This is a genomic window from Streptomyces sp. HUAS MG56, assembly GCF_058673395.1.
The window spans coordinates 7,951,662-7,965,388 of record NZ_CM178722.1; the positions used below are offsets into that span (position 1 = coordinate 7,951,662).

Annotated in this window: 9 protein-coding genes and 2 pseudogenes; 7 read left to right on the top strand and 4 right to left on the bottom strand. The window is 71.4% G+C overall.

Annotated features, from left to right (window positions below; all coding sequences use genetic code 11):
- The first annotated feature begins 328 nt into the window (after positions 1-328).
- A complete protein-coding gene (locus AC4OXY_RS37170) occupies positions 329-2,014 on the top strand; it encodes a ribonuclease J (protein ID WP_491991800.1) in 1,686 nt (561 codons plus the stop codon).
- A 700-nt stretch (positions 2,015-2,714) separates the two neighbouring features.
- Here the strand turns inward: AC4OXY_RS37170 and AC4OXY_RS37175 are convergent.
- The 4 genes and pseudogenes from AC4OXY_RS37175 to AC4OXY_RS37190 form a co-directional block, all read right to left on the bottom strand.
- The gene (locus tag AC4OXY_RS37175; protein ID WP_053663526.1) at positions 2,715-2,957 is read right to left on the bottom strand and encodes a DUF5302 domain-containing protein; all 243 of its coding nucleotides are present in this window, start codon (positions 2,955-2,957) and stop codon (positions 2,715-2,717) included.
- A 236-nt stretch (positions 2,958-3,193) separates the two neighbouring features.
- Positions 3,194-3,349: pseudogene (locus AC4OXY_RS37180) on the bottom strand (IS256 family transposase); the annotation flags it as partial.
- 62 nt (positions 3,350-3,411) lie between these two features.
- Positions 3,412-3,618: a hypothetical protein gene (locus AC4OXY_RS37185; protein ID WP_376288739.1), complete on the bottom strand. Its 207-nt coding sequence runs from the start codon at positions 3,616-3,618 to the stop codon at positions 3,412-3,414.
- 35 nt (positions 3,619-3,653) lie between these two features.
- Positions 3,654-3,923: pseudogene (locus AC4OXY_RS37190) on the bottom strand (Rv2578c family radical SAM protein); the annotation flags it as partial.
- Positions 3,924-4,072: 149 nt separating this feature from the next.
- Here AC4OXY_RS37190 and AC4OXY_RS37195 point away from each other — a divergent pair.
- The 6 genes from AC4OXY_RS37195 to AC4OXY_RS37220 all read left to right on the top strand — a co-directional run bounded on the left by AC4OXY_RS37195 (position 4,073) and on the right by AC4OXY_RS37220 (position 13,640).
- Entirely contained in the window at positions 4,073-4,516 is a 444-nt protein-coding gene (locus AC4OXY_RS37195) for an SRPBCC family protein (RefSeq protein ID WP_356030515.1), read from the top strand.
- Between the two features lie 153 nt (positions 4,517-4,669).
- Positions 4,670-7,096, top strand: a complete 2,427-nt coding sequence (locus AC4OXY_RS37200; RefSeq protein ID WP_491991801.1) for an MFS transporter — start codon at positions 4,670-4,672, stop codon at positions 7,094-7,096.
- 177 nt (positions 7,097-7,273) lie between these two features.
- Positions 7,274-9,736 (top strand): ATP-binding SpoIIE family protein phosphatase, encoded by a 2,463-nt coding sequence (locus AC4OXY_RS37205; protein WP_491991802.1) that lies wholly within the window; start codon positions 7,274-7,276, stop codon positions 9,734-9,736.
- 201 nt (positions 9,737-9,937) lie between these two features.
- Positions 9,938-10,657, top strand: coding sequence for a methyltransferase domain-containing protein (locus AC4OXY_RS37210; RefSeq protein WP_376288736.1), 720 nt, complete (start codon positions 9,938-9,940; stop codon positions 10,655-10,657).
- 342 nt (positions 10,658-10,999) lie between these two features.
- A complete protein-coding gene (locus AC4OXY_RS37215) occupies positions 11,000-12,379 on the top strand; it encodes a family 2B encapsulin nanocompartment shell protein (protein WP_491991803.1) in 1,380 nt (459 codons plus the stop codon).
- A complete protein-coding gene (locus AC4OXY_RS37220) occupies positions 12,366-13,640 on the top strand; it encodes a SufS family cysteine desulfurase (RefSeq protein ID WP_491991804.1) in 1,275 nt (424 codons plus the stop codon). Before AC4OXY_RS37215 ends, AC4OXY_RS37220 begins: the two co-directional genes overlap by 14 nt.
- Positions 13,641-13,727: the final 87 nt, after the last annotated feature.

Below are 13,727 nucleotides of genomic sequence, written 5' to 3' on the forward strand. Positions count from 1 at the left end.
GCGAAGGAAGCTGCCTCGGGGCCCTCTCGGCCCGCTTGCTCGTGGGCGCCGACGGCACCCGCGTCTCGACCACTTCGAGTGGACCAACGCCGAGGCCCGCCGGGAGGTGACGAACGCCGGAAGACGCGACAGGGTGCACGAGGTCTTCTCCCCCACCGGGCGAACGGTTCGGCCACGGAAGGTGGTACCGCTTTCACCCCTGCCTGTTCCCGGTCGCCGGCGTGATCCGGTCGTGCCGAGGCACGCTGCGGGTATCCCGCTCCGTCGGGAGAAGGAGATCACACGGGCAATGGATCACCCCCTCCCGCTGTCCGGGTACCGTCAGGGTATGAGTCATCCGCACCCCGAGCTGAAAGCCGCCCCGCCCCTTCCCGAAGGAGGGCTGCGGGTCATCGCCCTGGGCGGCCTGGGTGAGATCGGCCGCAACATGACCGTCTTCGAGCATGCGGGCAAGCTGCTCATCGTCGACTGCGGCGTGCTGTTCCCGGAGGAGACCCAGCCCGGCGTGGACGTGATCCTGCCGGACTTCACCTCGATCCGGGACCGGCTGGACGACATCGTGGCCGTGGTCCTCACCCACGGCCACGAGGACCACATCGGCGGCGTGCCGTACCTGCTGCGCGAGCGGTCCGACATTCCCGTCGTCGGCTCCAAGCTGACGCTGGCGTTCCTGGAGGCCAAGCTCAAGGAACACGGCATCCGGCCGCGCACGGTGCGGGTGCGGGAGGGCGACCGGCGTGGTTTCGGGCCCTTCGACTGCGAATTCGTGGCGGTCAACCACTCCATCCCCGACAGCCTCGCGGTCGCGATCCGCACCCGGGCCGGGATGGTGCTGCACACCGGCGACTTCAAGATGGACCAGTTCCCTCTCGACGACCGCATCACCGATCTGCGCGCCTTCGCCCGCCTCGGCGAGGAGGGCGTGGACCTGTTCCTCACCGACTCCACCAATGCCGAAGTACCCGGCTTCACCACCTCCGAGCGAGAGCTGAACCCGGCGATCGAGCAGGTGATGCGCACCGCGCCGCGCCGGGTCATCGTCTCCAGCTTCGCCAGCCATGTGCACCGCATCCAGCAGGTCCTGGACGCCGCCCACCAGCACGGCCGCAAGGTCGCCTTCGTCGGCCGGTCGATGGTCCGCAACATGGGCATCGCCCGTGACCTGGGCTATCTGAAGGTCCCCTCCGGTCTGGTCGTGAGCACGAAGGAGCTGGAGAAGCTCCCGGACCACAAGATCACGCTGGTGTGCACCGGCTCCCAGGGCGAACCGATGGCCGCGCTGTCACGGATGGCCAACCGCGACCACATGATCCGCATCGGCAAGGACGACACCGTCCTGCTCGCCAGCTCCCTCATCCCCGGCAACGAGAACGCCATCTACCGGGTGATCAACGGACTCACCCGGTGGGGCGCCCACGTGGTCCACAAGGGCAACGCCAAGGTGCACGTCTCCGGGCATGCCAGCGCCGGCGAACTCGTCTACTGCTACAACATCGTCAAACCCCGCAACGTCATGCCCGTGCACGGCGAATGGCGCCACCTGCGGGCCAACGCCGACCTCGCCGTCCGAACCGGTGTCGACCCCGACCGGGTCGTCATCGCCGAGGACGGCGTCGTCGTCGACCTCGTCGACGGGCGCGCATCCATCACCGGCAAGGTCCCCGCCGGCAACGTCTACGTGGACGGCATGGAAGTCGGCGGCGCCACCGAAGCGTCCCTCAAGGACCGCCTCACCCTCGCCGCCGAAGGCGTGGTCACGGTCGTGGCGATCGTCGACGCGGACACAGGCGCCCTCGCCGAGGCCCCCGACTTCCTGGCCCGCGGCTTCGTCCACGACGACACCACCTTCGAGCCGGTCATCCCCGTCATCGAGAAGACCCTGGCCACCGCGGCCGAGGAAGGCGTCGGGGACGCACGCCAACTCGAACAACTCCTCGCCCGCGCCGTCGCGAACTGGGCGTTCCGCACCCACCGCCGCAAGCCCCTCATCATCCCCGTCATCATCGACGCCTGAACCACAGCCCAGCAGCACGGTCGGTTCCGGTGGCAGCCCCGCGAGCATCGAGGTCCGGCACGCCCGGACCGGACGGTGGCGAAGCCGCCGGGCTCGACCAGGCTTATCGCCTCGCCGTGGGCGACCGGCAGGTCCGCGAGGGAGTCGGTGTTGCGGGCGACGGCCCTGTCGCCGCGCTCCAGGGCCGCCTGCGCGAACTCGCGGCCGAAGCCGCGGGAGGAACCGGTGACATGGCGGCGGTGCACCCCGCCCAGATGTTGCACCAGATCGGACAGCATCCACTCGGGGCAGGTCGGCACCTGCACGTCGTGGCTGGGCACGAAGGCGACCGCTGCCGGGAACGCGACCGACTGTTCGTCGATCAGCCGCAGCAGGACGGGGAACGAATGTCCTTGCCACGCGGATGCCTACCGTCACCCCGGACAACCGCGGTCGTTTTTCACAGCGGTACAGGGGCACGCAAGGCGCGCAACACCGGCCGCGCACCCTTGGACAAGGCAGTGCTCTCATCTCGGAATTCCAGTTCGGCGGCGCCACCGACCCGAGCCAACCGCATCTGGGCCATTTCCCCAGGCGTCCGCCGGCTACGCCCCGCCCGCAACGCGCGCACGGGCATGCGCACGTCGCGGGCCACTGCACGGGACGCGCGAGTGGATAGCGCGAGTGCCGGTGAAGCGGTTAGATCGCGGTACTCATCGACTCAGCCGCCGCTCTTGCGCCTGAACGACCGCTGGCTCGCAGCCGGGCCGTGCGCCGAACGTACCTTCGACGCATCGGACTTGGCGGCAACATCAGCGGCGTCCGCCTGCGCACCGCGCTTGCGCGCCAGGGCTTCGCGGAACTTGCGCTTGAGGTCGTAGTTGCCGTCGCTGTCCGGCTCCAGAGGGGACGTCTCGGGGGCAGCCGGCTCCGAACCTTCCGTAGATACGGGCTCTGCGGTCATGGTGACCTCCTGGGTTCGGGGGTGGGCAAGCACAGCTTGTCATGCCGGGCGCAGTGCGAGGCGCCAGCAACGTCATCCTGCTCCGTTTCGGCGGGTATCCCTCTCGCGGCCAAAGGCGTTGACTTCGGAGGTGAGGCACGCAGGACGGCTTCGGGCCGGGCCCAGGGTTGTCGATCCCTTGTCCGCTGGCGGGGCTGTGACGCGGATGGCTGACCGACAAGTTGGTGCGGTATTCCGGACGACAGTCTGTGCAGGTAGAGCAGCGGCAGCACCTCGCTCACCTTGGGCGACTTGCGGCACCACGGGGCCAGGATCTTCGAGGAGAACCTCTTGCGCTCGCCCGTCTCGTCCTCGATGCGGCGGTCGTTCACCCGTGGAGCCTTCACCTCGACCGGACGGCATCTTGGGCGACTGACGCGTTTCCTGAAGTGTGTGGCTGCTTCTGGTGCGTCGGTTACAGGCGCTTCGCTGTGCGGTCGCGCAGCAGCAGCCACTGGCTCGCGTCGGCGCCGCCTGAGCGCGCAGCCGGTCCGTGCAGCAGCACGGCGTAAGCCGTCCTCTCCGCCTTGCCCGGGGCGGCATACTGGTCTGGCGCCTCCGGGGTCGGGAATGACCTCGTCATGTCTTTCCAGGCCTTGTCCGCGTTCGGAGTGCTGAGCATCGGTCCTCCCGGGCTCAATAGGGTCATGCAGTGAAGTACGAGCACGCGTGGCTGCAGCCGCGGTACGGATTGACGGTCCATTCGAACGGCATGCGCGAGGCGCCCGGCACCCGGTTCAGCACCGAGCGCGCCCGGACCTCGTGGAAGGTGATCCCGCGGAACTCGGGCGTGTCGAAGGTGCGGCTGGCCACGGCGTCCGCGCCGAACAGCGCGGGCTCGGCGGCCCGGCCGTGCGCGGCCGGCTCCTCCGCTCCCGCCGGCTGCACGGTCGCGGCGGGCCGGACGGTGAGGTTCTCCCAGCGCATGACGCCTCCTCGGTAGCACTGCCGCACACAATAGAACACCTGTTCCCATGATCGTGCGGCCCGTGTTGACGCCCCCCGATTTGGGGGGCCGGGCACCGGGGTGGTTGGCTTGCCCCAACCCCGAGAAACGCAGGTCCTGGAGGAACGCAATGGCGCAGGTCGAGGCCACTACGGAGCGGGTCGTCGCGGCGGACGCGGAGAAGGTGTTCGACGCCCTCGCCGACTACAGCGGCACGCGGCACAAGCTGCTGCCGGAGCAGTTCAGCGAGTACGAGGTCCGCGAGGGCGGCGACGGCGAGGGCACCCTCGTCCACTGGAAGCTCCAGGCCACCAGCAAGCGGGTGCGCGACTGCCTGCTGGAGGTCAGCGAGCCCACCGACGGCGAGCTGGTCGAGAAGGACCGCAACTCCTCCATGGTCACCACCTGGCGCGTCACCCCCGCCGGCGAGGGCAGGTCCCGGGCCGTCGTCACCACCACCTGGCAGGGCGCCGGCGGCATCGGCGGCTTCTTCGAGAAGACCTTCGCCCCCAAGGGCCTCGGCCGGATCTACGACGCCCTGCTCGCCAACCTCGCCGCCGAGGTCGAGAAGTAGGTCCAACGCTCCGCCGGTGAAGGGGTGTTGGACCCCTTCACCGGTTCGAGTGCATCTCCGCCCTGCCCGGAACGATTCCGTAACTCACCGCAGTTGTTCACAGTTGACGCCTTACGCGGGAAATGTGAGCAGGTGTGACGAGAGGAGCGGCACGTGGGCGGAACGACTCTGGCGGAGCAGGAGCGGGCCGTGGCGCCGGCCGGACAGGAGACCGCCGCCGCACCGCAGGCCCCCGCACCCGCGCCCCGACTCGGTGCACGCCGCGTGCGGTTGGTGTTCCTCGGGCTGATGCTCGCCCTGCTCCTCGCGGCGCTCGACCAGATGATCGTCGCCACCGCGCTGCCGAAGATCGTCGGTGAACTGCACGGCCTGGACCGGATGAGCTGGGCGATCACCGCCTACCTGCTCACCTCCACCGTCGGCCTGCCCCTGTACGGCAAGCTCGGCGACCTGGTCGGCCGCAAGGGCGTCTTCCAGTTCGCCATCGCGGTCTTCGTGCTCGGCTCCGCGCTCGCCGGCCGGGCCCAGTCCATGGACCAGCTGATCGCCTTCCGCGCGCTCCAGGGCGTCGGCGCGGGCGGGCTCATGATCGGCGTGCAGGCGATCATCGCCGACATCGTGCCGCCCCGCGAACGCGGCCGCTACATGGGCCTGATCGGCGCCGCCTTCGGCCTCGCCTCCGTCGCGGGCCCGCTGCTCGGCGGCTACTTCACCGACCACCTCTCCTGGCGCTGGTGCTTCTACGTCAACGTCCCCTTCGGCCTGGTCACCCTCGCCGTCGTCACCGTCGTCCTCAAACTCCCGAAACCCGCCGCCCGAGGCCGCCTCGACGTCCTCGGCGCCCTGCTCCTCGCCGCCGCCTCCACCTGCCTGGTGCTGCTGACCAGTTGGGGCGGCACCGAGTACGCCTGGGGCTCGCGGCAGATCGCCGGCCTCGGCGCGGGCGCCCTCGTCGCGTCCGTGCTCTTCCTCGTCGCCGAGCGCTTCGCCGCCGAACCCCTCATCCCGCTCCGGCTGTTCCGCGACTCCGTCTTCAACGTCAGCGGCCTGGTGGGCCTCGTCATCGGCGTCGCCCTGTTCGGCGCCGCCAGCTATCTGCCCACCTTCCTCCAGATGGTCGACGGCGCCAGCGCCACCGAGTCCGGCCTGCTCATGCTGCCGATGATGGCGGGCATCGTCGGCGCCTCGGTCATCGGCGGCCAGCTCATCAGCCGCACCGGCCGCTACACGGTCTTCCCCGTGCTCGGCAGCGCCGTCTCCGCCGTCGGCATGTGGCTCCTCTCGCGCCTCGAAGTCGACACGCCCCGGCTGCACTACAGCATCTGGATGGCCGTCCTCGGCGCCGGCATCGGCCTGGTGATGCCCGTTCTCGTCCTCGCCGTGCAGAACTCCGTACGGCCCGCCGACCTCGGCACCGCCACCAGCGCCAACAACTACTTCCGGCAGATCGGCGGCAGCGTCGGCGCCGCGATCTTCGGCACTCTCTTCGCCGACCGCCTCACCGCCGCGCTGCGCCGGGAGCTGCCCCCGCGCGCGGGCGCCGGGCTGCCCGACGCCGACTCCCTCACCCCGCAGCTCGTGCACGCGCTCCCGCCGGCCCTGCGCGACGCCTACATCCGCGCCTACGCCGACGCGATGCCCCGGATCTTCCTCTACCTCGTCCCGGTGCTCGTCGCCGGCCTGCTCGTCGCCTTCTTCCTCAAGGAGAAACCCCTGGTGTCCCACCCCACCGCCGAACCGGACCACGAACCCGATGCCGTGCACGTGACCGTGACCGTCCCCGCGAACCCCCCGATCCCGCAGGCCCGCTCGGCCTACGCCGCCGGCGTCCCGGTCTGCGGTACCGTGCAGCACCCCGATGGCACCGTGGTGCCCCGCGCGGCCCTCACTCTCATCGATGCCGCCGGACAGCAGATCGGCCGCGGTGCGAGCGGCGACGACGGACGGTACGCGCTCAGCACACCCGGCTCCGGCTCGTACGTCCTCATCGCCGCCGCCGGCGGCCACCAGCCACAGGCCGTCTCCGTCACCGTCGGCGAACGCCCCGTCGAACTCGACGTCGTCCTCGGCGGCGCCGGACGCCTCGCGGGCAGTGTCCTCACCGCCGATGGCAGCCCCGTGCGCGACGCCACCGTCACGCTCACCAACGTGCACGGCGAGGTCGTCGCCACCACCCGCAGCGGCCGCGAGGGCGGCTACGTCATCACCGAACTCGTCGCCGGTGAGTACACGCTGGCCGCCAGCGCCCCCGCCTACCGCCCCGCCGCGCTCCCGATCAGCGTGCAGGCCTCCCGGGAGACCCGGCAGGACGTCGAACTCGCGGGCGGCGCCGTGCTGCGGGGCACCGTCCGGGCGAGCGGCGGACGGCCCGTGGAGGACGCGCGCGTCACGCTCCTCGACGCCGCGGGCAACGTCGTCGACACCCTCACCACGGGAGCGGACGGCACCTTCCGTTTCGTCGACCTCTCCTCCGGCGAGTACACCGTCATCGCCGCGGGCTACCCGCCGGTCGCCACCGTCCTCCAGGTCGCGGGCGGCGGCCGCACCGAGCGTGACCTGCAACTGGGCCACGAGGACTGACCGGCAGCCGCAGCGGGAGCCGACGGGGGGCGCCCGCGCGGCACCGGGCCGCGCGCCGGTGCGATCCGGTGAATCCAATTCCAGGATTGCCACACATCGCGACCGTACCCCGCCGTACGGTAGTGGCAGGCTTCACAGATCGTTTGCGAACAGCCGTGGGGAGAAAGGGCCTGGGCCATGGATTTCGGCGACGACCGTGGCAGCACGCGGGACACACCTCCCGGCCGCGGCGAGGGGGACGCCGCCGCTGGCCGCATTCCGCTGGGCGTGGTCGTCGTCGACCGCGCCGGCCTCGTGTCCCACTGGAGCAGCGGCGCCGGGCGGCTGTTCGGCGTCGCCCGCGAGGACGCCGTCGGGCGGCCCGCCGCCGACCTGCTGCCGGTCTCCGGCGCCCTGGCCGAGGACACGCACGGCGACGACACGCGGGACGCGTACCCGCCGTACGACGCACCCGGACCGGACCTGGAGGCCTCGCTCGACGGGCACACCGGCTACGCCACGGCCGGCCGCGCCCGCCAGAGCGGGCACGACGGGGCACCCGGCGAGCGGCTCGACGTGCTGTGGTGGGCCTACCCGCTGGTCGGACCCGGCCCGTCCCGGCTGCTCGTGCTCGCCGCCGACGCCACCCGGCTGCGCGACGAACGCGGCTACGACGACGAGACCGCCGAGCGCATCGCGCCCGGCTTCGCCCGCCACACCGAACTGCCCGCCTCCGACGAGCTGGCCCGGCGGCTGCCCGAGATCCTGCCCAACATGGGCCCCGGACTCAGCTCCCGCATCGTCGCCCAGGTCCTCGAACTGGGCTATCCCGTCCTGGAGTTCAGCCAGTACGACCGGGTGCCCGTCACCCCGTACTGGGGTGTGCCCCGCCGCCCGGGCCGCCGGCACGCCGAGGCCGTCGTACCCCAGCAGCGCTCCGCACCGCCCCTCGTCCCGGCCGGCGCCGAGACGGACCTGGAGTACGCCGCGGTGCGCGAGCGGCTGGAGTTCCTCAACGAGGTCAGCTCCGGCATCGGCTCCTCCCTCGACCTCGGCGAGACCATCCGCGAGGTCACCAGCGCCGCCGTGCCCCGCTTCGCGGACTTCGCCGGCACCCATCTGCGCGCCGCCGTCCTCGCGGGCGAGGGCTTCCCGGACGGCCCGCCGGACGCCACCACCGTGATGTTCCGCGTCTGGGTCGAGCACAACGACGAACCCGGCCGCTGGGACGACACCGTGCCCGTCGGCGAGGCCTTCGCCTTCCCCGAACACACCCCGTTCTACAAGTGCATGGTCACCGGCGATCCGGTGCTGATCCCGCGGGTCACCGAGGAGCTGTCCGAGCGGATCTCGGGCGAGTTCGAGAAGCGCGACCTGCGGCCGCTCATCGGCGGGCGTTCGCTGCTGATCGTGCCGCTCAAGGCCCGCAACGTCGTCCTCGGCTTCATGGTGCTGATGCGCCGCCCCGACCGGCCGGCCTTCGACGACATGGACCGCACCACCGGCGCCGAACTCGCCGCCCGCGCGGGCCTCGTGCTCGACAACGCGCGCATGTACACGTACCAGGAGAACGTCGCCGACACCCTCCAGGACAGCATGCTGCCGCAGGTGAACCCGCGGATGGCCGGGTGCGACGTGGCCACCCGCTATCTGCCCGGCACCCGTCTCGGCCGGATCGGCGGCGACTGGTTCGACACCATCAAACTGCCCGGCTCGCGCACCGCCCTCGTCGTCGGCGACGTCATGGGCCACGGCCTCAACTCGGCGGCCATGATGGGCCAGTTGCGCACCGCCGTACAGACCATGGCCACGATGGAGACCCCGCCCGCCCAGCTCCTGCGCAACCTCGACGACCTCGCCCGCCGGCTCGGCGACAACTACCTCGCCACCTGCCTCTACGCCGTCTACGACCCCATCCGCGGCGAACTGCACCTCGCCAACGCCGGTCACATCCCGCCCGTCCTGGTGCGCGCCGAGGACGGCAGCAGCGAACTGCTCGACCTGCCCACCGGCGCCCCCATCGGCGTCGGCGGCGTCGCGTTCGAGTCCCTCCGGATCGCGGTCGGACCCGGCGACCGGCTGGTGCTGTGCACCGACGGCCTGGTCGAGGTCCGCGGCTGCGACATCGGCGAGGGCCTCGCCGCGCTGTGCGAGTCCGCCGCGCACCCGGCCGCCTCCATGGACGACGCCTGCGACACCATCATCCGGGCTCTCAACACCCGTGGCGGCCGCAAGGACGACGTCGCCCTGCTGATGGCCCGCCTCAACGGCATCCCCGGTGACCATGTCGCCGAGTGGCGCCTCGACCCCGATCCGCGCGAGGTGGCCCGCGCCCGCCGCCTGGTGCGTGCCCAACTGCTCGACTGGGGGCTGCCGCAGGCGGTGGACACGGCCGAGCTGCTGGTCAGCGAGGTCGTCACCAACGCCGTCCGGCACGCGGGGAGTGAGCCGGTCGGTCTGCGGGTGATCCTCGCCGACGCCCTCCTCTTCGAGGTCACCGACGACGAACCCGCCCTGCCCGCCATGCTCGGCGCCGGCCCGTACGACGAGGCAGGCCGCGGGCTGCGTGTGGTCAGCCGGCTGGCCCGCGAATGGGGCGCCACGGCGAGCGGGCACCGCAAGACGGTCTGGTTCGAGCAGACGATCACGGCAGGGACGTGAGCGAGGGGCGAACCGGAGGAGCGGCGAACCGAGGAAGGGCGAACGGGGCAGGGTGAACGGGGAGGGGCGTGCGCCCTGACCTCGCGCGCCCCCGGCACGCCCGGGGCGCCCGCACATCTCGTGAAGGTGCCCACCCGGCCCTTGCCTCGCTCCCGGCCTGCGCGATATCCCGATCACGGAACCGAACCGTGGGGAGATCGCATGAACGTCTCGGACAACTACCGCAACGCCTGGGAAAGTTACTGGAGAGAGACCTCCGACGAGGCGGGCGAGGCGATCTGGGACTGCGATCCCGCCCTGTCCGCCGAACCGCACAGTGCTCTGCTGCTGCCCCACGCCGACGCGGAGCGGACCATCGTCGACCTGGGCTGCGGCAACGGCACCACGACGCGCTACCTCGCCACCCGGTTCGCCCGCGCCGTCGGCGTCGACCTCTCGCACGCCGCCGTCGAGCACGCCCGCCGCGCCAAGAACGACGACACGGTCGAGTTCCAGCAGCTCGACCTGACCGACGCCGACGCCGTCCGCGCCCTGCACGGGCGGCTCGGCGACGCCCACGTCTACCTGCGCGCCGTTATGCATCAGAGCGAACCGGAGGCACGGCCCGCGGTCGCCGCCGCCGTCGCCAGGATCATCGGCACCGAGGGGCGCGCGTTCGTCGTCGAGCTGACCTCCGGCTCCCGGGACGTCCTGCGGCGCGCCGCGGCCCAGCCGTCCGGCCCGGGGCCCAAGCTCCAGCGCGTCTTCCAGCACGGGCTCAAGCCCGCCGACGCCGACGACGAGGAGATCCCGCGCCTGCTCGACGCGGCGGGCCTGACGGTCCTCGCCGAGGGCGTGACGAGCCTGCCGCAGACCGAGTACCTCACCGACGGCACCCGCATCGACCTGCCGGCCCGCTGGTTCGTGCTCGCGGGGCGATAGAACCCGCCCGTTGCCGTCCGTTGTCGCCCATTGCCGCCCGGCTTTGCTCGGGCGGCAATGATAAATACCTCTTTGGGTTTCACCAAGCATTCATATGAGGTGAAATTCGGCCCTCTATGGACGATTTGGTGATCCGGTCGACCGTGTGCCGGTAGAAATTCATCGCCACGCCCGCACGCCGCGACCTGCGGCGACCAAGGCCACTCGGGCGTGCGTACGATCACGGAATCTGCGTACGGATGACAATTCCTGCCATCAGCAGATAAATGCTCTCTTGTGACGAACAGGTCACCAGGAAGACGATCGCTCCTCGTTCCCACGCCCTACCTGCGAGGAGTTCACATGAGCGAGCGGTTGAGCCTCGGCCCGGACGCCGCACGGCAACTCGCCGACACGACCAAGACGACACCGCAGATGCGCGGCATCACGCCGCGCTATCTGCTGCGCGCGCTGCCCTGGGTGGACGTCGACTCCGGCGTCTACCGGGTCAACCGGCGCCGCACCTACGTCCTCGGCGACGACCGCATCAACACGACCGACGGCGACACCCCGTGCGTCATCCCGGGCGACCTGCGCGAACTGCCGTACCTGCGCGAGGCGGACGAGGCACTGCTGGAGGAACTGGCCGGCGCGTTCACACAGGTGTCCTTCGCACCGGGCGAGATCCTGGCCCAGGAGGGCGCCCCATCCGACCGGCTGTGGGTGATCGCGCACGGGCGCGCGGAGAAGCACGCGACCGGGCAGTACGGCGCGGACGCGCTCCTCGACGTCATCGGCGACGGCCAGTTCTTCGACCTCGCCGCATGGACCGCCGCCGAGACCCTGCCCTACCGGGTGCAGGCGCTGACCGCGGGCACCGCCCTCTGCCTGGAGCGCGCGGAACTCGCCCGGCTCGCCGAGCGCGACGCGACCTTACGCGCCGCGCTCGACGCGTATGTCACCGGCGCCCACGTCATGGCCGGCGCCGAGGTCCCCGTCGACCTCACCGCGGGACACGACGGCGAGCCCGATCTGCCGGGGACGTTCGTCGACTACGAGGACACGCCCCGCGAGTACCACATGACGCTTGCCCAGACCGTGCTGCGCGTCCACACCCGCGTCGCCGACCTCTACAACGGACCGATCGACCAGACACGGGCCCAGGCCAACCTCACCGTGCACGCCCTGCGCGAGCGGCAGGAGGCCTCGATGCTGTACCACCCGGAGTTCGGACTCTTCCACAACGTCGCCCCCGGACAGCGCGTCCAGACGCGCACCGGCGCCCCGACCCCCGACGACCTCGACGAACTGCTGACGCGGGTGTGGAAGCAGCCCGCGTACTTCCTCGCCCACCCCAAGGCGATCGCCGCCTTCGGCCGTGAATGTACGCGCCGGGGCGTGCCCCCGGTGATCGAGAACCGCTTCGGCAGCCCGCTGCTGACCTGGCGCGGAGTGCCGCTGCTGCCCTCGGACAAGGTGCGCTTCTCCGGCGGCGCGGGCGTGGGCACGACCGAGATCCTGCTGATGCGCCTCGGCGAGGCGGAACAGGGCGTGGTGGGCCTGCGCCCGTCGAAGGTGGCCGACGAGGTCGAGCCGGGCCTCGCGATGAAGAACATGGGCGTGGACCAGAAGGGCATCACGTCGTACCTGATGACGGCGTACTTCAACGCGGCGGTCCTGGTGGAGGACGCGCTCGCCGTGCTCCAGAACGTCGAGGTGTCCAAATACCATGACTACTCCTGACGTCGCCGCCGAAGTCCCCACGCCGGCCGGCCCGTCCGGTGCCTCCCCGGGCTTCTCGCCCGAAACGGCCCGCCGGGACGTACCGATCCTGCACCGGACGGTCAACGGCCACCCGCTGGTCTGGCTGGACAACGGCGCCACCACGCAAAAGCCCCGGCAGGTCATCGAGGCACTCACGGCGTTCTACGCCGCCGCCAACTCCAACATCCACCGCGGCGCGCACACCATGGCGCGCGAGGCCACCGAGATGTACGAGGCGGGCCGGGCCACAGTCGCGCGGTTCCTGGGCGCGCCCTCTCCCGAGAGCATCGTCTTCACCCGGGGAACGACCGAGGCGATCAACCTGGTCGCCCAGAGCTGGGGGCGCGCCAACCTCGGCCCCGGGGACGACATCCTCGTACCGGTGCTGGAGCACCACGCGAACATCGTGCCCTGGCAGCGGGTCGCCAAGGAGACCCGCGCGCGCGTCGTGCCCGTACCGCTGCGGCCGGACGGCTCCGTCGACCAGGACGCGTACGCCGACCTGCTCTCCGCGCGCACCCGGCTCGTGGTCGTCAGCCACGCCTCCAACGTCCTCGGCACCGTGCCACCGGTGCGGGAGATGACGGCGCTGGCGCACCGCTACCAGGCGAAGGTGCTGGTGGACGGGGCACAGGCGGTGGCGCACTTCCCCGTCGACGTGACGGACCTGGACGCCGACTTCTACACCTTCTCCGGCCACAAGATCTACGCCCCCACGGGCATCGGCGCGCTGTACGCCAGGCCGGAGATCCTCCAGGCCATGGCGCCGTGGCAGTCGGGCGGCAACATGATCGAGTCGGTGAGCTTCGACCGTACGACGTACGCCCCGGTCCCGCACCGCTTCGAGGCCGGCACCGGCCACATCTCGGGTGCGGCCGGGCTGCTGGCCGCCCTGAACTGGCTGACGGCCTTCGGCCGGGAGGCGGTGGCGGACTACGAGACGGGGCTGACGGCGTACGCGCAACAGGCCCTGGCCCAGGTCCCCGGCCTCGAACTGCTCGGCTCCGCGGCCGAACGGATCGGCGTCCTGACCTTCACCCTGCCCGGCCGCACCCCGGCCGAGATCGCCGACCGGCTCGACGGCGACGGCATCGCCGTACGGGCCGGCCACCACTGCGCCCAGCCGGCCCTGGCGCACTACGGCCTCGACGCGGCGGCCCGCGCGTCGCTGGCGCTGTACAACACGCGGGAGGAGGTGGACCGGCTGGTGACGTCGCTGCTGGAGCTGCAGACCGCCTGAGGCCGGGGCCCGCCCGGTCGGTTCCGTGCCCGGGCGGGCTCGCCAGGTGTAGGCCGCCGAAACCCGGGCAGGGGGGCGGTGAAGAAC